Source organism: Paenibacillus sp. NPDC058177 (genome assembly GCF_042883835.1).
Classification (GTDB): domain Bacteria; phylum Bacillota; class Bacilli; order Paenibacillales; family Paenibacillaceae; genus Paenibacillus_AQ; species Paenibacillus_AQ agri.
Window position 1 is genome coordinate 131256 of the sequence record NZ_JBHVVB010000008.1, and the last position, 22370, is coordinate 153625.

Annotated in this window: 13 protein-coding genes and 1 riboswitch; of the genes, 3 read left to right on the plus strand and 10 right to left on the minus strand. The window is 49.6% G+C overall.

Going from position 1 to position 22370, the window contains the following annotated elements; genetic code table 11:
• The first annotated feature begins 92 nt into the window (after positions 1 to 92).
• Positions 93 to 560, plus strand: coding sequence for a hypothetical protein (locus ACFVU8_RS25395; protein ID WP_387431047.1), 468 nt, complete (start codon positions 93 to 95; stop codon positions 558 to 560).
• A gap of 101 nt (positions 561 to 661) precedes the next feature.
• A complete protein-coding gene (locus ACFVU8_RS25400) occupies positions 662 to 1318 on the plus strand; it encodes an AIM24 family protein (protein ID WP_387431190.1) in 657 nt (218 codons plus the stop codon).
• Between the two features lie 52 nt (positions 1319 to 1370).
• Here the strand turns inward: ACFVU8_RS25400 and ACFVU8_RS25405 are convergent, their stop codons facing one another.
• The 6 genes from ACFVU8_RS25405 to ACFVU8_RS25430 form a co-directional block, all read right to left on the minus strand.
• Positions 1371 to 2285, minus strand: coding sequence for a methyl-accepting chemotaxis protein (locus tag ACFVU8_RS25405; RefSeq protein WP_387431048.1), 915 nt, complete (start codon positions 2283 to 2285; stop codon positions 1371 to 1373).
• Positions 2286 to 2325: 40 nt separating this feature from the next.
• Positions 2326 to 4794: an EAL domain-containing protein gene (locus ACFVU8_RS25410; RefSeq protein ID WP_387431050.1), complete on the minus strand. Its 2469-nt coding sequence runs from the start codon at positions 4792 to 4794 to the stop codon at positions 2326 to 2328.
• 130 nt (positions 4795 to 4924) lie between these two features.
• Positions 4925 to 6064, minus strand: coding sequence for a response regulator (locus ACFVU8_RS25415; protein ID WP_387431052.1), 1140 nt, complete (start codon positions 6062 to 6064; stop codon positions 4925 to 4927).
• Positions 6042 to 9131, minus strand: a complete 3090-nt coding sequence (locus ACFVU8_RS25420) for a histidine kinase (protein WP_387431054.1) — start codon at positions 9129 to 9131, stop codon at positions 6042 to 6044. Before ACFVU8_RS25420 ends, ACFVU8_RS25415 begins: the two co-directional genes overlap by 23 nt.
• Before the next feature lie 235 nt (positions 9132 to 9366).
• Positions 9367 to 9822: a Dps family protein gene (locus ACFVU8_RS25425; RefSeq protein ID WP_387431056.1), complete on the minus strand. Its 456-nt coding sequence runs from the start codon at positions 9820 to 9822 to the stop codon at positions 9367 to 9369.
• A gap of 245 nt (positions 9823 to 10067) precedes the next feature.
• Entirely contained in the window at positions 10068 to 11540 is a 1473-nt protein-coding gene (locus ACFVU8_RS25430; protein WP_379467408.1) for a potassium/proton antiporter, read from the minus strand.
• A 194-nt stretch (positions 11541 to 11734) separates the two neighbouring features.
• Between ACFVU8_RS25430 and ACFVU8_RS25435 the strand changes: the two genes are divergently transcribed.
• Complete coding sequence (locus ACFVU8_RS25435; protein WP_387431058.1) at positions 11735 to 12973, plus strand: GNAT family N-acetyltransferase; 1239 nt, start codon at positions 11735 to 11737, stop codon at positions 12971 to 12973.
• Positions 12974 to 13596: 623 nt separating this feature from the next.
• On the opposite strand, the gene ACFVU8_RS25440 is transcribed toward ACFVU8_RS25435, so the two are convergent.
• The 4 genes from ACFVU8_RS25440 to ACFVU8_RS25455 form a co-directional block, all read right to left on the minus strand.
• A complete protein-coding gene (locus tag ACFVU8_RS25440) occupies positions 13597 to 16143 on the minus strand; it encodes a discoidin domain-containing protein (protein ID WP_387431193.1) in 2547 nt (848 codons plus the stop codon).
• A 183-nt stretch (positions 16144 to 16326) separates the two neighbouring features.
• Positions 16327 to 17835, minus strand: coding sequence for a glycosyl hydrolase (locus ACFVU8_RS25445; RefSeq protein WP_387431060.1), 1509 nt, complete (start codon positions 17833 to 17835; stop codon positions 16327 to 16329).
• A 202-nt stretch (positions 17836 to 18037) separates the two neighbouring features.
• Complete coding sequence (locus tag ACFVU8_RS25450; RefSeq protein WP_387431063.1) at positions 18038 to 19645, minus strand: glycosyl hydrolase; 1608 nt, start codon at positions 19643 to 19645, stop codon at positions 18038 to 18040.
• A gap of 10 nt (positions 19646 to 19655) precedes the next feature.
• Positions 19656 to 19736: riboswitch (cyclic di-GMP riboswitch) on the minus strand.
• A 167-nt stretch (positions 19737 to 19903) separates the two neighbouring features.
• The gene (locus ACFVU8_RS25455; RefSeq protein ID WP_379467274.1) at positions 19904 to 21277 is read right to left on the minus strand and encodes a sugar phosphate nucleotidyltransferase; all 1374 of its coding nucleotides are present in this window, start codon (positions 21275 to 21277) and stop codon (positions 19904 to 19906) included.
• Between the last annotated feature and the right edge of the window lie 1093 nt (positions 21278 to 22370).

Here is a 22370-nt window from a genome sequence, read left to right on the forward strand (position 1 = left end):
AACGCCTGCCGCTCCCTGCTGTAAACTGTCGAACACTGTAATGCTATGGTAAAATAAAAGAAGAATAAGCCTATTCAGGTGGTGATGCAATAATGAGAAAAAAGATAACATCCCAAAGATTTAGACTGTTATGCTCAGCTCTGCTGCTGCTCGGAATTCTCATCTCTCTTCCGGCTCCTTCAGCACAGGCTAATTATTTCAGCGATCTATATAATGGATTCCAGAAGTTCTCCGAGCTTCCCGGAGAGGTCAATAAGCTGCAGGAAAGCTACCGTCAGACGGTGGAAGAGCTCGAACGAACCAAGAACGAACTCGGCGAAGCCAAGGATCAACTGGGGGCAACCGTATCACAGAATGCCGCCCTCCAGGAGCAGAACCGTCAGCTAAGCCAAATGGTCAATGAGTTAAGGGATGACCGCCAGGCACGCGACAACAACTTTAACCGAATTAAGGTTACTATCATTACAGGACTGTGCCTGATCCTGGGCTATTTCCTGCTAATTCGGATGGTTCGCCTAGGGATGCGGAGCCGTTCCAGAAGAAATGACCGCCTCAGGTAAAGCAGAAATGAAGAGTATGTGAATAATGACTCAGAAGCAAGGGGGAAGACCCGTTGAATATTGATGTTCAGGATGAAGGCAACAACACCAGCGGACAAGCCCTGTCCTTCTCCGTCGGTGAGAATGAAACGGTACATGTGCTGCATCCACAGCAGATCATAGCTTATCAAGGGCCCTCGTCAGGCCGTGCGGACCGGCTAATGGATGTGAAAGGGATCTATCGCAAGCGCAAGTTGATCCGTTCCGATATGACCGGCCCCTGCCGCTTCGTAGCGGCACTGCCCCCAGGCTACCGGGTTAAGACGCTCGAACTGGAAGGTAATAATGATCTGCTCTACGATTTCAGACACCTCTTCTATTACAGCGAAGGCATAACTATGCAGACACGTGTGCTCAGCATGAAGAATATGTTTATCACGCGCGACATCGTTAAAATCAAATTCTCTGGCATAGGAAGCATCGGCATTCTAACGGAAGGCACAGTATGTGAAGCTGAGCTGCACCCTTATGACCCTCTGTATGTAGACGCCGGCAGCATTATTGCTTATCCTGAAAACGCCAAGCTGGAGCTTACCGTCTACGGTAATCATCTCGCCAGCCAGCATATGAGCTATCACTGGAAAATGACGGGTCATGGACCCGTGCTATTTCAGGCTGGAGTCCAAAACCGGCGTTTTGAACGTGACAACAACGATGACGGGATTCTTAAGCGTTTCTTGCGGGAAGCCTTGCCATTCGGCGGTGTCTTCATTAAGTAGTCAGGAAGTTGGGGCTATTCATATGCAATTGTGCAGAGCCGGCCATGAGCTCTTAGACGATATGGGTCACATCACCCGCCTTGGAATCCAACTGCTGCGCAGAGGACAGAATGTTACTGAACTCATTCATGGCAACTTCAATCTGCTGCTGGCTCAGACTCACGTAATGCTGCACCTCCGTCGTCCCTTTGGAGATCTTCGTTATTTCCCGCGCAATTCCCTCAACACTGTCTCTGATCTCAATGATGGACTCATGGGCCATATTCGACAGTTTCCTCACTTCCTTGGCGACTACATCGAAGCCCCGGCCATATTCTCCGGCATGTGCAGCTTCAATAGCGGCATTCAGTGACAGCAACTGGGTCTGGGAGGCGATGTCACGAATCGTCTGCACCACTCTCTGTATGGAATGTGCTTGTTCCTGTAACCCTGCCAGTGTTGCTGTATTATTGGAGGATACGCCAGCAATAACAGAGATACTATCCAGCAGTTCCTGGCTACGCTCAATTCCCTGCTCGGCCCGAGTATTCAGGCTGCTGGACATCTGCTTCAGCTCTTCCACAACAGTGGAGATATGATTTTGACGGTTCGTAATATTAGTCGCAATCTTGCATACTCCCAGCATGTGTTCGCCAGCATCATCATAGATTGGCATGTACGTAGCCTCCAGCCAAATAGGATGACCTTTGGCATCTCTACGTTCAATCTTATCTTGGAAGCTTGTGCCCCCAATGATGCTATCCCAGAATTGTTCATAAGCAGGACTGTCACTGAATTCGGAAAAGCACAATTCCCGGTGCAGCATTCCTTGCATTTCCACTGGTGTATATCCCATGGTCTTGGCGAAGATTTCATTTACATACGTCACCCGGCGCTGCAAATCGAACCGGATTATCGCCAAATTAAGCTCCAATGCCCTGATTACATTTTCTTCCTTGATTGAATCCTTCAGATGTTCAATGCTCATTTTCAATCTCTTCCTCCATACCTCAAATCCGAATGATTTGTTAGCCTCTGCGCTGCTCCATTAATTCAGACCCTGCCCGGCTCGGGACAAAAAACTGCTGCTCCACATCGATAGCGGATAAAGGACGGCTGTAAAAATACCCCTGAACTTCATTGCAATCCTGTTCGGCCAGGATGTCCAGTTGTGCTCTGGTCTCAATTCCTTCCGCAATAACGTCCATATTTAGCTGCTTTGCCATCGTAATGATCGTGGAGACAATCGCTTTGTCATTTGAATTCACGGCCAAATCCTGAATGAAGGAACGGTCGATCTTCACCTTATGAATCGGGAACATTTTAAGGTAGCTAAATGAACTGTAGCCTGTTCCAAAATCATCCAGGCTGATCCGAATGCCATGTTCGGTCAACTGATTCAGAATATCAAAGGATAGCTTCGCATCCATCATCATGCTCTCCGTAATCTCAAGTTCCAGATATTGCGGGGAAAGCCCTGTCTCTGACAGTATTTGCTTGATCTGTTCTACCAAATTGGGCTGATGAAACTGCTGGGAGGACAGGTTTACCGCTACCGGAACAACGGGCCCTCCAGCTTGGTGCCATTCATGCATTTGGCGGCAGGCTTCATACAGCACCTGATTCCCCAGCTCCATAATCAGCCCTGTCTCTTCTGCCAGCGAAATGAATACATCGGGCGACAATAATCCGCGTACGGGATGATTCCACCTCACCAATGCCTCAACGCCGACCATATTGATATCACCTGTCCGAATCTGCGGCTGGTAGTACAGTACAAGTTCCTTGCGCTCCAGCGCTTTTCTCAGATCGGCTTCGAGCTCCATTCGTTCCTGGAGAACAGCGTACAACTCCACGGAATAAAATTGATGGCCGTTTTTCCCATTCTTTTTGACTTCATACATCGCCGTATCAGCATTCTTCAACAGCTGTACGGCATCTTGACCATGCTCCGGGAAGAGCGCGATCCCAATGCTAGCCGTGACGTAAAATTCATTATCCTTCAGGTAGTACGGTTGTCCAATCTCCTGAATAATCTTATCCGCCAAAACTGCGGAGTTCTCCACGTCCGTATCTGGATAAAACAATACTGCGAACTCGTCTCCTCCCATGCGCGCCAGCATCGCCTGATCACTATTTACAATTCGCAGAATCCGGCTGCTGACTTCCTGTAAGAAAAGATCCCCATAGATATGCCCCAGTGAATCATTGATTATCTTGAACCGGTCGATATCCATAACCATCACGGCGAAGGGCTTCTGATCCTGACTTCGGACTTCTATCATTTCCGATATGGTCTGATTGAACTTGCGCCGGTTAGGCAGACCCGTCAATTCATCATGAAATGCGAGATAAAGATGTTTCTCCTCAGCCCGCTTCTCTTCAGTAATATCGCGCAGGATAATGTAGCTCCCCACTACCTGCTCATCTACAATGACAGGCGCCAGTACGACACTGACATGGATTCTGTCATGACTACCATGCCTCAGTACAGTCTCGTAACGCACAGCTTCACCATCAATCGTTCGCAGGAAGAGCTCCCGGATACGCTCCTGTTCTTCTTCGACGACCAAAGTCAGGAGCGATGATGCAGGCCTGTGCCTGAATTCCTTCTCCCGGACGCCGGTTATCCGCGCAGCTGCAGGATTGATACCAATAATCTTTCGGTGCAGATCGATGGAGACAATGCCGTCCTGATTGTGTTCATAGAGCGACCTGTACCACTTTTCATTCTCCTGCTTCTCTAGCGCCTGTTTGGAAAAGAGCCTGGAGATGTACAATCCGATCAGCGACAAGCCCAGCGTAAACAAAGTGCCGGCAGCAATGATATAACCTAATTTTGTCTGGTCCAGGATCTGACTGAGGGGCGATAGCATTCGATCCGCAGATGCCTCTGTCTCAAAATGGGCTGCCAGCATCCCGGTATAATGCATACCAGCAATTGCTGCCCCCATGATCAAAGCACTGCCGAACTTCTTTATAAAACTACTCCGTCTACCCTGCTGGACAAAATAAAGGGAAAGCCATAACGCAGTAATGGATGCCACAAACGCAACCAATATAGACAACGCCACATAGCCGATGTTATACGAGATATTGACTTGCATGGCATACATGCCGATGTAATGCATGGCTGAAATCCCGAATGCGAATAACGAGGCTCCCCCGAGCAATTGGCCCATAGACAGCTTTTTCCTCCCCAGAATTAACAAAGCCACGAAGGATGCTACAACTCCCACTGCTACCGAGAGAAGTACAACCGACAGGTCATAATAGACAGGAAACGGCAGGGTCATGGACATCATTCCAACAAAATGCATGGACCAAATCCCCATCCCCATGACAATGGAGCCAAAAAAGTGCCATAGCCAGCGCCTTCTTCCCTTGGTGTTGTTAATCCCCTCCGCCAAATCCAAGACGTTGAATGAAGCGGCAACCGCAATCAGATAAGAAATGGTCACCAGCATGTAATCGTGTGAACTGTGAATATGATTCATCGTTAGGCCTCTTGTTTTCTTAATAATTATCAACATTATAAGGGATCGACTTGAAAGATTTCTGAAATTGTATTCCCATGCCAAATAGACCCGCTTGCCAAACAAGTGGGTCTAAAACCTAATGCATACACTATTCCGTGTCAGCATCTCCCGGCCCTTCCCGTTTCCACGCCTCAAACCACCGCTGCACCTTCGGATGCGGCACCATATCCATATCCCTGCGCAGCATCCCGGCCAGCAGTCCGTACTGGTATTCAACCGAACGCCGCTCCCCAATGAAGTTGTATAGATGCATCAATTCGAAGTAAATGCTCTCTTCATTCGGCAGCACCCGTTGGACTTTAAGATACAGGGACACTGCTTCCTCATGCTGCTGTGCGTCCATATAATAACCTGCTAGCTGACGAATATGCCTTACCCAGAGGACACGCAGTCTTGTCTGCTCCATCTCGGCCCATTCATAAGCATAATCGCCAAAGTAGTCTCCCTTATACAGCGAGGCAATCTGTAAATGAGCAGGCAATGTAGATTCATTCAGAGCTGGCGCCATAGCCATCTGCTTTTCCCAAATCTCAATATCCACCACGGCGCCATTCAGTTCCAGCATGTATCCTTCCTCTAGATTGGATATCTGAATATTGATATGCTCGGCCTGCAGTTGCTTGCGAATCTGGTAAATGGCTGTGTAGAGCTGCGTTACACCACGCTTCCAATCGACACCCGGCCACAACCGTTCCAGTAACACTTCCTTACGGACAGGTTTGCCCCTGTTTTGAAGCAAAAAGCAGAACAGTTCCTGAGCCCTGAAGGTTTTCCAGCGTACGGCTGCCGGAGGCTGACCGGCCCGTTCAAACTTCAAGGGACCGAAGCAATGAATTTTAAATACCGGGTCGGTTACAGGAGCTGTACCGGTTGCGGTCGCGGCCAGCCGCGAAATCGTCTTGGCCAACCGTTCAGTCTGGAGCGGCTTCAGGAGATAATCCAAAGAATTCAGCTCGAATGCTTTCACTGCATATTCATCAAAGACCGTGACAAAAACAATGTGCGTATGGGGAAGGTGCTGCAAAATATGCTCGGCTAGATCAATTCCGCTCATCTCGGGCATCTCGATATCCAGAAAAACAACCTCCGGCTGTTCCTGGAGAATATGTTTCAAGGCCTGCTTCGGGCTTCTGAACGTTCCGATAATCTCAATTTCACTTAAACGCTGCAGCTCCTCCGCCAGATGTGTCAGAGCAAGGGGTTCATCATCTATCAATATGGCTCTCATGGATACCCACCTTTTCGACCGGAAGTCGGATTTGAATTTCTGTTCCCTTATCAAGCTCGCTATGGATGAGAAGTCCATATCCGAATAGCTGCTTGAGCCTGCGATCAATATTGCGGATGCCTATGCCCCCTTCTCTGGAGGCTGTATCAAGCAAACTAGCTACCGTTTCCGGGGTCATTCCTATCCCATCATCCTTGATGGAGATCCAAATGTACTCGATGTCACGACTGACTACAATCCAAAGGGTCCCTCCCTTAGACCGGCGCATGATCCCATGCCGCACTGCGTTCTCCACAAGCGGCTGAATCGTCAGCGGCGGAATCCGGAATTGGGTGGATGTGAACAGCTCGATCTCGAAATTTAGCCAATCCTCAAAGCGGACCTTCTCAATATGAAGATAAGATTGAACAAGCTTCAATTCACGCTCAAAGGGCGTCAGCGGCTGAGAACTGTCAAACCGGAAACTTTCCCGCAAATAATGTCCTAATTCGGCCAGCAGCTGATTCATCTGCTCCGGTCTGCGCTTGCTCAGCGCAGCGATAGAGTTTAGGGTGTTAAACAGAAAATGCGGCTTGATCTGCGCCTGCAGGAAACCCAGCTCCATCCGGATCCGTTCAGTCACCGAGCGTTTCATCTGTACAAGAGTGCGGACACGGACACGCAGCTCGGAGGCCTCAAGCGGTTTTTTCAAAAAATCGTTAGCTCCGGCCAGGCCCGCTTCTATTGCTTGGTCCGCATGCCCCGGCGAAGTCAACAGGAGAATCGGTAGTTCGAACAATGTGTATTGCTCACGAATGGCACGACAGATCATAGATCCCGAGGTGCCCGGTAAAGTACGGTTAACGATTACTAAATCTGCCTTGGACAACTCGTGGAACCGGGCCCTCAACTGCTCGGGGTCTCTTATTACGGTAATCCGGTGTTGATCCTGTGCAAGGATAGCACGTACAAGTCTCAAATTCAGCACATCATCATCGATCACAAAAATGCTGCCTTCAGAGAAATCCATCTCGCTATCCCGATCCTTCTTATGAACGTCCCAAGGACTGTCCATCATAACGGCGTCGTCCTTAGATTGAAGCGTAGGCAGGCCAGTGATTAACATATCAACCTCATTCCTCCCCACCAACGGGAACGTGACGATGAACGTGATCTCCTGGTCAAATTCTGTAACAATCCTTGACGTCCCCTTATGTAAGTCAACAAGTCTTTTAATCAGAAACAGACCGAGGCCGTCATTACTCTGCATGAAATTAGCATCCGCCGCCTGGCTCCATATCTCCCTAACCAAGGATTGTTCTACAGAGGTGATGCCTTTGCCGTGCAGATGTATACGCATTTCGGTAAATTCCTCGCGGGAAGTCCCATCAACGGTAATGGAACCCTCCATAATAAGCTTGATTCCCTGCTGAAGAAATCCCGTCAAAATCTGATACAGCCGCTGTTCATCGGCAATCAGCGGAGACATCGTCTTCTCAATACGATTGTTCATCGTAATTGAATCGTTATAGATCATGTAGCGGGTGCGTTCCATAACCTCATCCATCACTGCGTACAAATCCACTGGACGAAGATGTAGTCTGATCTCCTGCTCCTGCAGGCGGGAGAAATCCAGTAGATCGTCAACCAGCCGCCGCATCGTCCACCCAACTGATGTTACAAGCTGCAAATCCGCCCGTTGTTCCGGGGTCAGCCGTTCATCGGAATGCAATCTGGCATCGGCGATACTGATGACCGCATTCAGCGGTATCATCATCTGTTCTGATACACTCGCAGTGAATTCATTCTTTAACCGTTCCACCCGCTTGATCCCGGAGGTCAGCACCTTTAGCTTGCGATAGGCCAGCAGAAATTGATGCATAAACATCAGAATGAAAAAGCTTGTGAACAGGAGAATCTGCAGGAAATACCAGACACCAATATGATTAACACCAATCTGCACCAGCATGTTGGAAAAACAATGCGCAGCAAATAGAAAAAACGACAAGAATTTATACATACTATATCGATCTTCATTCTTCATTCCGCGCAAAAGGATAAATAGAACATAACCAAAAACGGCTATCGTTTCCAAAATTAGCACCGGAATAAGCCGGGTTAACACCGATAGCGGAAGCCCCAGCATCAGACCAATAAACAGGACATTAAAGATAATAATCCCACGTTTAACCCACTGGCTTGTCCGCATGCTTTCCTGACTGTACACGAACATAAACATCCAGAAGGTGATGCTAAAGATAGACAGCCAATAGAGTATCAATATCATGCGGAATGAAATTCCCGGCCAGATCGTAAATATCCATCTCGTCCCTTGGAACACGATTGGGAATATTAGACTCAGGAAAAACAGAGAAATATAGATCCATCCATTCCGCGGGGCTTGAAAGTGCATAAATCCGAAGAAAAAACTTAGAAAACCAAAGATAACGACTATACCGAATTCCAAAGCGGCGTCTCGCTGCTCTCCCTTATACAAGGAATCTAGCGTCCCCATCTGAAAGGGCAGAATAATTCCCCCACTGAATGAAAAATCATAGTTAGCCACCTGGACGTACAAATCCAGAATGCCACCTTTAAATTCAGTATGTGTTATGTAAGGTTTGACACCGGACTTGTAGCCTTTTATCTCTGAAGAAACAATTCCCTGCGAGCCAATCTCCCGTCCATCTATGAACAAACGATGGGATGCACGGATAAGCGGAACCCGAAAACCAATCTCATTCTCGCCATCTTCCAGCAGTACCTGCAGCCGGTACGTGCCATATCCCAGTGCTTTCTTATGAAAAATAGGGTCGACGGCTTTCCTCCAGTTTCCAGGTACCTGAATGAAGTGCATATTAGAGTCTGTCGTCTCTTTCTCTGCTCCGGTTAAGAGCTGTCCAGGGTAGAACATCCACTCTCCCAACAGGGCAGTACTTGCACTGTTCAGACCTTTCCCTGACCGCAAATCCAATACGCCCTTTCGGGCCACCAGCTGATCTGTGGGCTGGAGACAAGATAAAATAATCAACCCAAAAAACAACGCAACAACACCCACTATAAACCATCTATATTTTGCACGACTCAATAGGCTAACCCCATCTAGTAAAATATATTTATCGTATGTTTGCGTACTTATGAAAGTATCGTAACACAAATAAAGAGCCTGTTCATTAACAGACTGCGCCATAATATACTGCCAACGCTCTCGAAGCGCTATTCAGAATAGGTTCTTTACTTACTTGTACACAACAAAAAGGCGCCCATGCGCATAAACCTCCGCAGGGCGCTTACTTGTTCACATAGGAATTACAGCAACAGTCTTAGCCAAGATAAGCGTTCAGCATCCATGCATGCTTCTCTACACTGCTTCTGATACCAATAAGCAGGTCCGCTGTAGGCTGGTCGCCAAGTTCTTCCGCAGCACTAATCGCTTCCTTGGTCTCTTCGGCGATGGAAGCAAAGTCCTTAACCAGCTCTGCTACCATATCATGGGCATTCTCTCCGCCTCGTGCTTCATCCAATCCGGAGAGGGACAGATATTGCTTCATCGTCGAGGCAGGTTGTCCACCAATGGCTAATAAGCGTTCCGCCAATTCATCCACATATCCGGCTGCCTCATTGTAGAACTCCTCAAACTTCTCATGCAGAGTGAAGAAATGCGGTCCGCTCACATACCAATGATAATGATGCAGCTTCACACCAAGCAGGGTCCAGTTGGCGGTCTGGCGGTTCAACGCAGCTTGCAGTTCCGTTTGATTCTTCAATTGTGTGCTCATTATTAGTAAAACCTCCTAAAGTTAATTATTATATTTAGACTCGTTCTAAATCTATATTTAATTTAACACATCTTTAATGCTTTTGCAATCTATTCTCCTAGCTAGTACCAAACGTAGCATAACCACTTATTCATCGCATATTATTTGCGTCACACTAAAGAAAAATTCTTCCATTTTCAAAGCAAATTGGCACTCCACCGATTGATCCCCTCATCGTGGATGAAAGCCGGGGACAGCAGTCCAAGCTATACCGTATGCTCCCTTGCTGCCTTTCTCGGACCACACCGGAAAAGAGCCCGCATCTCCTCCCGCTTGGCCTTCGGACTGAGCACATATACCGTATCACCGGGTTGGATCGTCGTGTTGCCATGCGGGGTCACGATGTTCTTGTCACGAATAATCGCCGTAAACAGAATATCCTCCGGCAGTCCCATATCGGCGATCTGCTTGCCGGCAATAGGCATCAGTGAGTCGATCCCGATGTGATTGAACTCGCAATCCGTTCTTCCTAAAGCCACCAGTTCCATAAGCGAAGGCTGTGTGTTATCGTCCTGCCCGATCAGCTTCAACCTTGAAGCCAGTGGAGAAATCGTCGTCCCCTGTATAACTGCTGAGGTCAGCACAACGAAAAAGACGACATTAAAGAACAAACGGCCATGATCAAGGCCAGCCAGCAGCGGATAGGTGGCGAGCACGATAGGGACAGCCCCGCGGAGACCTGCCCAGGAAATCAGCGTCTTTTCCCTCAGGGAAAACTTGGCGAACATCAGGCTCAGGAAGACCCCAATGGGCCTCGCGACGACCATCAGAATGACGGACAGCAGAATACCCTGCCAGGCGATAGACGACAGCTCCTCCGGGAAAACGAGCAGCCCCAGCAGAATAAACATGGCAATCTGCATCATCCAGGCAAACCCGTGATTGAAATTCATAATGGTCCGGTGATACACCAGATCAGAGTTGCCTAAAGTAAGGCCCATGACATAAACAGCCAGCAAACCACTGCTATGCGTCAACGCCGCTACGCCATAGGTAAGCACGGCAAAGCCAATGGCCAGCACCGGATAGAGTCCGGAGGATTCCAGATTAATCCGATTAATGAGATAGACAGCCAGCTTGCCGAGCAGAATTCCCAGCAGCAGGCCCAGCCCCATTTCCCATATAAAAGAAAATATCAGACTCCACCACGCCGCATTCGGATGCTGAATCCATTCAATCAGTGTCACCGTCAGAAATACGGCCATAGGATCATTGCTGCCTGACTCTGCTTCCAGCGTAGAGGTAAGGCGCTTGTCGATGTTTTTCCCGCCAAGTACCGAAAAAACAGCGGCTGCATCCGTGGAACCTACGATGGCCCCGAACAGCAGGCTTTCCGTCCAGGGAACATTAAGGACAAGTCTGGCAAATACGCCAACTACGCCAGTAGTCACCAGCACACCAATTGTAGATAACGACAAGGCAGGCCAGATCACAGGCCGGATATCCTTTAGACTCGTCTGCATGCCGCCCTCGAATAGTATGACAACTAGGGCAAAAATACCGGCAATCTGTGTCAGTGATGCATTGTTAAAATAAATGAAATGGCTCAGGACCATTCCAGCAGCAATAAAAAGCACAAGCGCTGGCATGCCAAAGCGTGTGGAGAACTTGGTAGACAGCACCCCAATCAATAGCAGCGCCGCCAGCAACATAATAACTTGATCCGCCAGATGACTCATCGAGATCTTCACACCCCTCCTGTATTAGGCAGGCCGCACGGCTGCGGCTGTATCCTTCCATTATTACCCGCATATCCGTCTACTTGAGACACTTGGTAGTATGGACAAGACTGGATATTAAATCTCACTGTCCTTATACTTTAATTATTAAATTGCACCGATTACTTCATTCCATACCAGGGGGCAGACTATAAATGCAACTAAGATTAATCAGAAACAACGAGCTGGATCAAGCCGCGGCACTGGCAGATGCCATTTTTCGAAAAGACGGTGATCTCTCCATGAAGCAGTTATTCCCGGCGATCTTCCAGCCGGGAATCAGCCATTCTTATGGTGCTTTTACCAGTGACGGGACACTGGCGGCGTTCATGGGGCTTGTCCCCTCTGTCATTCAGGCTGAGGAAATGCTTTTGGAGGTCTTCTCCATCGGGGCGGTGTGCACTGCCCCGGCTTATCGGGGAGTCGGCTTGGCCGGCCAGCTGCTCAAGCTGTGCCAGGCCCATGCGGCCAGAGCCGGAGCGTCGCTGATCTTCGTGTCCGGCGACCGCTCCCTGTATGAACGTGCGGGCTGCGTACCCTTCGGAGCAGCCGTGCATGCCGAGCTTACGCAGGACTCGGCACAGGCCCTTGCCGCTGCGTCCGGGGACGCTTGGACGCTGCGGCCGATGCAGCCGGGCGACCTGCCCGCGGTCAACCGGCTGCTCCTGTCCCGGCAGGCCGGACATGTCCACAGTCCGGCCGAGCTGGGTGTGCTGCTGGGGGCCGCGGCGTATGCGGGTGTGCTGGGCTTGCCCCAGCGCACCCTCGTCGCCGAGCGGGACGGCAGCATCGAGGGCTTTGTCGCCGTTGCGGTGGAGCCGGCGGCGGGAGATCGCGCCGGGGCTGCGCTACCGGCGGCGGGAGATCGCGCCGGGGCTGCGCTGCTGGCGGCGGGAGATCGCGCCAGGGCTGCGCTGACGGCGGCGGGAGATCGCGCCGGGGCTGCGCTGCTGGCGGCGGGGGATGGCGCCGGGGCTGCGCTGACGGCGGCAGAGAGTGACGCGCCGAACCAAGGGACGGCGCTGGAATGGGCCGGGCGGCCGGAAGCGGTAGCTGCGCTACTGGCCAAGGCCGCCCTGTGCACGGGCACCAGCAAACTGCAGGTGCCCGTGCCATGGCAGGAGCGCAGCCTGCTGTCGCTGCTGCGCGATGCCCGCGCCGCTATGACGGGCGGCGCGAACAGCGGCACGGTCTGCATCGCTGACCGTGGAGCCTTGCTGCGGCAGACCGAGGCGTTCCGGACAAGCCGGAACATCGGCCTCTCCGCCGCAACAGATGACCGCGGGCTGATCTCATTGCTCTTCGATCCCGCCAGCCCGCTTCTCCCGGCTGGAACTCCGGAAGGGGACGCTACGCTGCCCCTACCTTATATGGAAGGTTTGAACTTTATTTAACCAGAGACAAGGCCACAGGCCACGTTGTCCCTTCATTCAACTCAGCGTGCTAAATACAGCACGGGCGTGATACCAAAAACGAACAAGCCTCCGATCCGCAATCTGCGGATGGAGGCTTATTTGTTTTATTATAATGATATTTAAAACGCATTTAAAAACACAACGTCATTTCGAAAATAGACATCGACATCTAGATAACACGCTCTTTTGTCCTAAGGTATAAAAAGAGACCTTGATTTACAAGAATTCCTTTCTTTCAGGTGACAATTGCACGGAAAAGCCCGACTTTACTCCATAGGGCATGGGAATAACGGGAATTATTCCTGTTATTTTGATTAAATCCTCTTCTTTTTTTTAAAATAACTGGAAAAACTCCCGTTAAATCCTCTGTAACTATGCAATAACGGTGATAAGAGGCTTTTTAACTGGAGAAATTCCCTTTATTTTTCACAAATAAGGTGTAAGAAAATAATTAAAGGTATATTTTCCTGTTATCAAAGCCCAAAACCCCTCTTATTCTCGAACGTGATGCCTCAAGTTACACCTTTGTATACCAAGAGTTTCTCCCTATCCATGATGTTAGACTGTTAAGTTCGTACTAAATAGAATAATTTCACGTTGCTTTAATCTCTCGAGTAAATTTGCAGCTCGTGAATCGACCAGTAGTTTCCACCGCTGCCTGTCTGCAAGATCTTCACATAGCGTGCCTGGGTCGGAGTAAAGGTAATGGTCGTTGCTTCTGTTCTGCCTTTGCCTGAAGCAATCCTGCTCCAGTCCGCTCCATCTTCCGAGACATAGACTTCATAACCTCTAGGGTAATCATAAGGGGAAAGGGTGTTATCAAGATCCAGTCTTTCAATCCTGTGGGCCTCACCCAAATCCACCTGATAATACTCTCCCGAGACTTGGTGTTTGCCGGTATCCCAGCGGGTCCGGCGATCACCGTCAAAAGCGCTTCGCGGATTAGAGGTCCCGCCGCTTGCGTTGGAGGAGGCCTGCCATCCGCTACGGTCCAGCGGTACCAGTCCAGTAGCTGTGATCTGTACAGGTTCCGACATTACTGTGGAGCCAGTGACACGTACCCTATAAGTATAGAGGGTGCCCTCACGTAATTTAATATCCGTATACTGCGTGCTCGGCACACCGGAAGCGATGACTTGCAGCGCACCGCCAGAACCTTCGCCCCGTAGCACTTCATAACTTGCACCCGGCGCTTCCAGCCAGTTCAGCTGGACGGCTGGGCCTTTGAGGGCAACGGCCTTCAGCTTCTGTGGCGCTGACGGTTTCATCTCAGCTGAAGGCTGCAAAATATATTGCACACCCTCCCCAGGCGCCAGCGTCTCCTTAAAGGTCAGTACAGGAGATGCTTTTTTCCCCGTTACATAACTCCGTGCTTCTTCATAGGTATTCCCGTTGCCGAACCGCTCTCCCTCATAGATTACGGCCTTCGGCATAGTCACATTCACGGACACCGTCTGCACCGTATTCTCGAAATTCACGAGATTCACCAGCACCTTGTTCGAGGTCGCGCCACTACCGGCAAGCGGGTCCAGCGTGGAGGTATCTACAGCACGGACGTAGACGAGTTTATCATCCAGGGCTGCTTTATTCGTAACCTCATAGGTCAGCGGAGCCCCTTGTGTAGCATAGGCCAGACTCAAACGGCGCATAATGCTGACCCGGGAATCCTCATTATTTTTCGTATAGTAAATCTCCGTCTTGGCGGGGTCATGCTCTTCCAGATTAAATCCGTATTTGAACAGGCTGAAATCCTTGAAAAATGCAGCGTGCTGGATGAACATATCCGCATAACCGATATGCGCCCGCATTATCCGGTCGAATACGGCAGCCGTCCGCTCGGTCGCACCATATTGGTAGGCGTCCACATGACTATCCGAGGTACCAAATTCGGTGGTCAGCATTTTTTTGGCCAGACCGTCCGCAGCTCCGCCAAAGGTCTTCAAATTTTCCGTGAAGCTTCCTCCGTTGCTGAAAATATAAGAATCCCCATAGGAATGTCCATTTGTCAGATCCGTTACTTGTTCCAGCTCCAGCCGCTGCTTGGGATCCCGTTCCCACCCATCCGGGTCTCCGCACTCACGTACTCCCCCCTTCTGGTTACCGCAGGAATTCTGCTGGTATTCCGGCCAATACGCCCAGCCCGGAGCTACCGTCTTCAGGTACGGCGCAATCTCTTTCCCTTTAGTATTCAGCCAATGAGCCACAGCCAGGTTAACCGCCTTGGAACGGTTGAACAGCCCCGGCTCGTTATCGACTTCATAGTATTGAAAATACGGGCTGTACTGGCGGAAATAATCGGTCAATTTCTTGGCCGCTTCATCAGATAGAGAACCATCGTCCTTCAGCTTGATGTCGCCGGTGTATAAATAGAGCGCAACTGCCTGCATATTGTAATCCTTCAGCACCTTATAATACTCCTCCATGTTGGAGCAGGACCGGCCCACGTCGCTGGCGCAGCTGGCACGCATGATGTTACCGCTATAGGCCACTCCCAGCCACTTCATAACATAAGGCAGATGCGCAACCGCACCTTCGTCAAAATAAAACTGCTTGTTGTTCACCATCGTTCCGGTAAGCGTGTAGCTGCCATGAATCGGTTCCTTAATCGGCTCATTCAGTGATTCCAGACTAAGGTCATCCCATGTCCACCAGTTGAACTTATCCTCTGCACTAGAAGAATACAGACCGCGGGTCACCTGAAGCTTCAGTTCATTGCTCCCGACCTGTAGCTGTTCCTTCGGAATGTACAGCTCATAGGTTTTGCGGAAATTGTATTGGTCTTCTGCTCCTGCGACACCGGCAATCTGGATAATGCCCGACAGCTGTCGATTGGAAAAGACACTCATCTGCGGTACGGCTTTGTAGGCATCCAGGATACTAACGCGAAACAAGACCCCGTTCACCGGGATCTTGTCCAGTTGGTAGTCGATACTCAGTTCGGGCTCTGTCGTCCCGTCCAGACCGGAGGGAATGCTCTTCAGCGACGTCGCCCTCACTCCGGAAGAAGCTACCTGGAACTCCGCTTTGGCACCGGATGAACCACTGACGGCGAATTCACGCGCCGAACCGTCATGCTGACCCAACCTCCAAATTAAGGTGCCATGGGGAATTACAGGACCAGTATCATTGGCGGCGGTAAGCTTCGACATATCGACCTCCACCTCACCGCTACGCGTGCCGTCCTTTCCAAACACAGAGACAGACAATAGAAATAAGACCGTCAAGGCAATAAATTTTAGTATGGCAAGTAAAGGTTTGCGGGTTGATCTCGTTACGCTCATTCCCTTGTCCTCGCTTTCTTTAGGTGATGTGCCCTGAAAGCTCTGCTTCCATTATGGTAAGAACAATACATTCTGCGGTACAACGGCTTCTTTCAGGTGCGGTCCTGCCCACTTCAGAGAGATGCTGGCATCTCCACGATTTTCATAATACTCCACCTTAATATCATATAAACTATCTTTGCGCAGCTTCATGCTGCCGGTCCGATCCATTCCGCTCCGGTTCTCCCAGCTGTCAATGATCAGCTTGCCGCCAACCCAGAGTCTGACCCCATCATCTGCGGACACCGAGAAGGTGTAGTCTCCACTGGATGGTGGTTTGATCTTCCCTTTCCAACGCACAGAAAAGGTATCGGCGCCAATACCTGCCGCCGGAGAGCCTCCATGCCAATTAAAATCAATCACGCTGTCTTGGCGAAGCAGCACCGGCTTTCCCATCAGCTCTGCATTGTTAAAATATGCTCCGGTCAGACCATTTGCGGCAGTGAGCTTCTCAGATAACGAGGCTATGCCTACTGTGCGTATATAATCATCTCTTGATATCGTATACGGACTGCCCATAAAGCTTTGAATCCGTCCGGCACTGTTGTTCCCGGTCAGCATCTTCCCCCAGGTCATCATATATACCCAGCGGCTTTGGGTCTTGGACAGTATCTTCGGGTCCGGCAGCTCACCGCTTTCGCCGATACCGATCGGCTTGCTTCCAGCCAGCTTCAGCAGGTCGTCGTAGTAGGCTTGCTGATAATCATTATTATAAATATCGGCCGCCAGCACATCGACGGTCCCGGGGCCTGGATAATAATCACGGTAAGGGCCCGCGGTTGGTCCCGGCGCGTTCGGATTCCATACCCATAATAGATTATTCAGCTTGTGGATATGGGTAAAGCGGTCATAAACCAGATTCCAGAGGGCGGCAAAATTGCTTTTGTTCCCCCACCAGAACCAGTCTCCGTTCATCTCGTGATAAGGCCGCCAAAGGACCGGTACCCCTGCGTCCCTCAATTCGCCCAGATACCCAGCGATATCGTCTAGTTCTGCAATCAGACTATTGTATTGTGGAGTACCTGGGGTAACGTAGGCATTAAATTGCTCCTGGCTCAGCTTCATGGAAACATTGGACCATACCGGGGAAGTTCCCGGCAAGTTCTGATGAAAGGTCATAGCGACAATTCCGCCCCCTTCATACCACTTGATGGCGCTGTTCACCACAGCCTGGCGCTGCATAGCAATTGTCTTAGCGGACTGATGGTTCAAGGCCCCAAGTTCATAGCCATGCAGCAGAGCATATTTCCCGCTGGCTGACTTTAATTTATTGTTGAATTCATCAGGACTTTCCAGATAATCATGTTGCCCGGAGATGATTCCCTGACCGCTAAGATCTGTCAAATATTGTAGCAATCGGCGTGCCTCCGGCGAAGCCGAAGGATTGACCGGGGCTATCGCCGCTTTGTCCTCGGGAGAGGCACCCGAATCGGGAACATCGCCCCAGGAGGGCAGGAGAGACAGAAACAGAAGAACCGGAAACAAGGTCGTAAGCAGCCGAAAATTACGGGATGGCTTCATGTGTCATCTTCCTTTCGGTAGCCGGGATATCAGTCCGGTCGTAACTAAGCTGACCTTCATCCAGGTCAACCCGCTCTCTTCTCCCGGAGGCCTATAGTTCAGTAGCCCTGCCAAAGAGCAGGGCTACCGATCGGCTGAAAATAATCCTCATTGCTGTTACCCTTTAAACGCGTAATGTCTAGATAACGTAATTCTCAGTTCCTCACGCGCCTATGAACAATGCGCTAGCCGGAACCGTTTCTTTCACCTGACTAGGACTCCCCCACATCAGGCGAACCCGAGCATCGCCCAGATTCTCGTAATACTCCACTTTAATATCGTACAGCTGCCCGGCGTTCAAGGCGATGTTGCCCTGATGCTCAGCTCCGCTCTGATTATTCCAGCTGTCAATGACCGCTTGCCCGTTGATCCATACCCGAATGCCATCATCGGATTCGGTGTAGATCTGGTAATCTTCGCTATACAGCGGTTTGATCTTCCCTGTCCAGCGGATAGAGAAATTATCAACACCGAGCAGGGCTGTATCTGGTGAACCCTGCCGCCAATTATTATCAATTACTGCATCATCCCGGGTAAGAACTGGTGCACCGGAAAGCTGCATATTATTGAAGTATTCTCCCGTTAACCCATTAGCCGACTTATGCGTCCCCCCCGTTCCAGCATTCCCTGTAGGGTTAGCTGGAGCAGGAGGTTTCGGTGTGTTCGATGGCGTAACAGTTGGTGTTGGAGGTGCCGGTGGTGGCGTAGGCGTAGGTGCTGGCAACGCTCCAGCCGCAAACTTGTCTCTGGTTATCGTGTAGCTGTTGTTCATAAAACCTTTAATATTATCAGTGTGGTTATTATCGTACAGCATTTTTCCCCAGGTCATCATAAAGGTCCATTTGCTCTGGGTCTCTCTCAGCTTGGCTACGTCTGGCATTTCCCCGTTCTCTCCGATACCGATCGGCTTCCCGGCTGCCAGCGCCAGCAGACTGTCATAATGGCTTTGTTTATAATCGTTCTCATATATATCCGCGGCGAGAATGTCTACTTTATCCGCCCCCGGATAGGTCAGGGCATACGGATCAGCCCAAGCATTCGGGGCATTCGGACTCCATACCCACAGCAGATTATTTAATTTATGAACGTTAACAAAACGGTCATACATAATATTCCAAAGTGCGGCGAAATTATTTTTCTTTCCCCACCAGAACCAGTCTCCGTTCATTTCGTGATACGGCCGCCATAATACGGGCACCCCTGCATCACGCAGGCTTTTCAAAGGTACAGCCACCTTATCCAGTTCGGCAATCAGGTTGTTGTACTGTACTGTCCCTGGAGTAACGTACTTGTTAAACTCCTCTTGGCTGAGACTTCTGGAGACATTGGACCAATCATAGCTGGTTCCCGGCAGGTTGGCATGGAAGGTCATGGCGACTACTCCGCCGCTTTTGTGCCAGTTGATGGCGCTGTTCACTACATTCTGGCGATACCAGGCAACCTGACTCTCATTCTGGCCACTGATGGCCCCCATCTCGTAACCGTGCAGTGCGGCATATTTACCGCTGGTGTCTTGCAGCTTAAGATTGAACTCGTCGGGACTCTCCAGGTAGTCATGCTGCCCTGCAATAATTCCTTTTCCAGATAAAGAGTACATATAATTAAGCAACTTTACAGCTTCAGGCGAGGCAGCGGGATTAACCGGAGTACCGGAGCTTGCAGCTCCTGCCGCAGACGGGACGATTCCCATTCCAAGGGGAAGGGCTGTCAGAAACAGAACAAGGGACAGGAGGGCGCGCAACAAACGATACTTACGGTAAGCTTTCAACATACATCTCCCTTTCGGTAGCCAGGCTGCCATTCTTGCGAAAGGCCCTGTGGCTTTGCGTCCCTACCTTTCGATAGGTTTGCCTTTTGTCGAATTAGAGGGTTTATTCCTCTTACCGTAAATATCGACGCTATTTAATTATTTTTTAGTGCATTTATGAAAAAAATATCATTTTTGAGTCTTTATACCTGTTTTGTAAGTTTCGCATTTGGTTAAATAGATAGTTTGTTCTATTAAATTTCCTGACATTGGAATCCGGTCCTAGGAGATAAACTGATGCAGCCCAATATCTTCCCAATTCAGGGTGATACGGATATTATCTTCCTCCACCAGTTCAGAGCCTGTCTGCACTTCAATAAACTCCACATCCGTCAAAGCCAGGATGGCATGCTTGGTGCCCTCCGGAATACGGACCACATCGCCAGCCTTCACGTTGTGCATTTTCTCATTCAGCACAATGCTGGCTTCCCCACTGATAATGGTCCAGATCTCACTGCGTTTGCGGTGCAACTGGTAGCTGATATTCTTGCCCTGTGAGATGCAAATCCGTTTGGTCAGCACCTCATTGCCCTCTTCATATTTCACATAATCAATGACACGATAATGGCCCCAGCGACGCTCCTCGTACATCGGGCGCTGATCAAACGACTTCAGCACCTCCTTGATCCGTGGGCTTTCCGCCTTATGGGTTACGAGAATACCGTCAGGACTGGCAGCGATAATTAGATCTTTCGCCCCAATGACTGTTATAGGAATATCCAGTTCATTCACGAGGCAGGTGCCTTCCGAATCAGCTGTGACAACGCCTTTGCCAACATGATTACTGCTCATCTCTTCCGTCAATGTATTCCACGTGCCGAGGTCCTTCCAGAAGCCGTCATACGGCTGAACAACAATTCGCTCTTCCTTTTCTACCACTTCGTAGTCAAAGCTAATAGAAGACAGTAGCTTATACTGCTTCTGCAGTTCCTCATAGTTGAGAGGCAGCCCCTTGCGTTGCAGAATATCCAGCAGATACCCGAGACGGAAAGCAAACACACCACAGTTCCACAGCGCATTGCGGCTGATTAGCTCCTCGGCCTGAACGCGATCCGGCTTCTCCTGGAAATGGCTTACCTGCATAAAGCCGCTCACCGCAGGCTCATCGGAGGTCGGGATGATATACCCGTATTTCTCCGAAGCATGCTCAGGCACCACACCCATGAGCGCCAAATTTGCGCCGCTCTCCTCTATCGTTTGTTCAAGCTGGGCTACAGTTTCAAAGAAAGAAGCCTCAACATAAGGGTCCACTGGCAAAATAGCCACCGTCTCAGCAGGCGATACGCCAGCTACTGTATATAAATAAGCCGCCGTCAGCGCAATAGCCGGGAAGGTATCGCGGCGCTCAGGCTCAACAATAATCGGCACATGGCCTCCCAATTGGCTCTGGATCATTTCTACCTGCCCACGGCCTGTAGCCAGATAAGATGAATCTGCGAGTCCAGTCTCTTCGAGCTGTCTCCACACCCGCTGCACCATGGATTCCGGCTCACCCTGCGGGCTTTCCAGTACCTTCAGAAATTGCTTCGAACGTGAATCATTAGACAATGGCCAGAGCCTCTTACCTGAACCGCCTGATAAAAGTACCAGTTTCATAAGTGAACCCTCCTCATTCGTATGGTAAACCGAAACCAATCCCATGCTTGCTGTATATGCGATATAGAAGGGCCAATTGGGCCTCTATAAAGTAATCCCGGTAAAACAGACTCCAGCACATTAATCACTTATGGCGAGTCTGCATGATGAATCCCTTAACGCCAAGATCGGCCTAGTCCTTCCTTTCCTGTCATCTATATTTCATAAGCGAATAAACAGAGAAAGTTCACAAGAAGTGTTAGGATAAACGTATTGGCGGGTAAAATAAATAGATAGGTAGATAGTGATAACTCGGATGTTCTTGCTGGCGCTATTCGGATCAAGTGTCTTTTGGAACCACTTGCTGGCGCTATTCGGACAACTTGTCATTTGGACGTACTTTCTCTAATCGAACAAAGTGTCGTTGGGACGTACTTGCTATCTTTATTCGGACCAGTTGTCATTTGGTCGTACTTACTAACGTTATCAGACCAGTTGTCATTTGGTCGTACTTACTAACGTTATCAGACCAGTTGTCATTTGGACGTTCTGGCTAGCTCTATTCAAACAAAGTTTCAGGCCAACTCTCGTCGGGTGGATTGTTGATATTAACAAAAGTGGATCATGCTGATCAGTTACTCTCACTATTAAAATTCAAACAAAAGAGCAGGTGTGATTTTGGTGAAGTTAGGGCTTTAGAGCACAACTCTACCTGCCCCCTCCCTTTCTCCGTCTTCTTAACCGTGAAAAAAGGTTCTCCCAAATAAGTGCATTTTTGTATCTTATATTTCTCAAAAATAGGTAAATAAGAGAATTAAGCGCATTATTGTACCTTATTTTTTAAAAAACCACTCTAAAAGGGGCATTATGGAATAATTAAGATACAAAATTGCCCTTAATTACCTCTAAACCTTAGCTACAGAATATTTAGAGTACAAAAATGCCGTTAATTACACTTCGGGAATTCTAATTAGAAATTGCCTGTACTTCCGTCACTCTTTTTCTGGTCAGTTTGGGGCGAAAGTAACTGTCCCGTAGGGCCACGGAGTCAGTTCTGTTGGCTGGACTGGCGAGCACAGGTGCACAGGAAAGTTCTCACTATGTTAGCTAGTAT

What these genes read in the sequence shown, in the direction of transcription:
- ACFVU8_RS25395 (WP_387431047.1), top strand. Translation starts at nt 93, where the DNA reads ATGAGAAAAAAGATAACATCCCAAAGATTTAGACTGTTATGCTCAGCT.
- ACFVU8_RS25405 (WP_387431048.1), bottom strand. Translation starts at nt 2,285, where the DNA reads ATGAGCATTGAACATCTGAAGGATTCAATCAAGGAAGAAAATGTAATC.
- ACFVU8_RS25410 (WP_387431050.1), bottom strand. Translation starts at nt 4,794, where the DNA reads ATGAATCATATTCACAGTTCACACGATTACATGCTGGTGACCATTTCT.
- ACFVU8_RS25415 (WP_387431052.1), bottom strand. Translation starts at nt 6,064, where the DNA reads ATGAGAGCCATATTGATAGATGATGAACCCCTTGCTCTGACACATCTG.
- ACFVU8_RS25425 (WP_387431056.1), bottom strand. Translation starts at nt 9,822, where the DNA reads ATGAGCACACAATTGAAGAATCAAACGGAACTGCAAGCTGCGTTGAAC.
- ACFVU8_RS25430 (WP_379467408.1), bottom strand. Translation starts at nt 11,540, where the DNA reads ATGAGTCATCTGGCGGATCAAGTTATTATGTTGCTGGCGGCGCTGCTA.
- ACFVU8_RS25435 (WP_387431058.1), top strand. Translation starts at nt 11,735, where the DNA reads ATGCAACTAAGATTAATCAGAAACAACGAGCTGGATCAAGCCGCGGCA.
- ACFVU8_RS25440 (WP_387431193.1), bottom strand. Translation starts at nt 16,143, where the DNA reads ATGTCGAAGCTTACCGCCGCCAATGATACTGGTCCTGTAATTCCCCAT.
- ACFVU8_RS25445 (WP_387431060.1), bottom strand. Translation starts at nt 17,835, where the DNA reads ATGAAGCCATCCCGTAATTTTCGGCTGCTTACGACCTTGTTTCCGGTT.
- ACFVU8_RS25450 (WP_387431063.1), bottom strand. Translation starts at nt 19,645, where the DNA reads ATGTTGAAAGCTTACCGTAAGTATCGTTTGTTGCGCGCCCTCCTGTCC.
- ACFVU8_RS25455 (WP_379467274.1), bottom strand. Translation starts at nt 21,277, where the DNA reads ATGAAACTGGTACTTTTATCAGGCGGTTCAGGTAAGAGGCTCTGGCCA.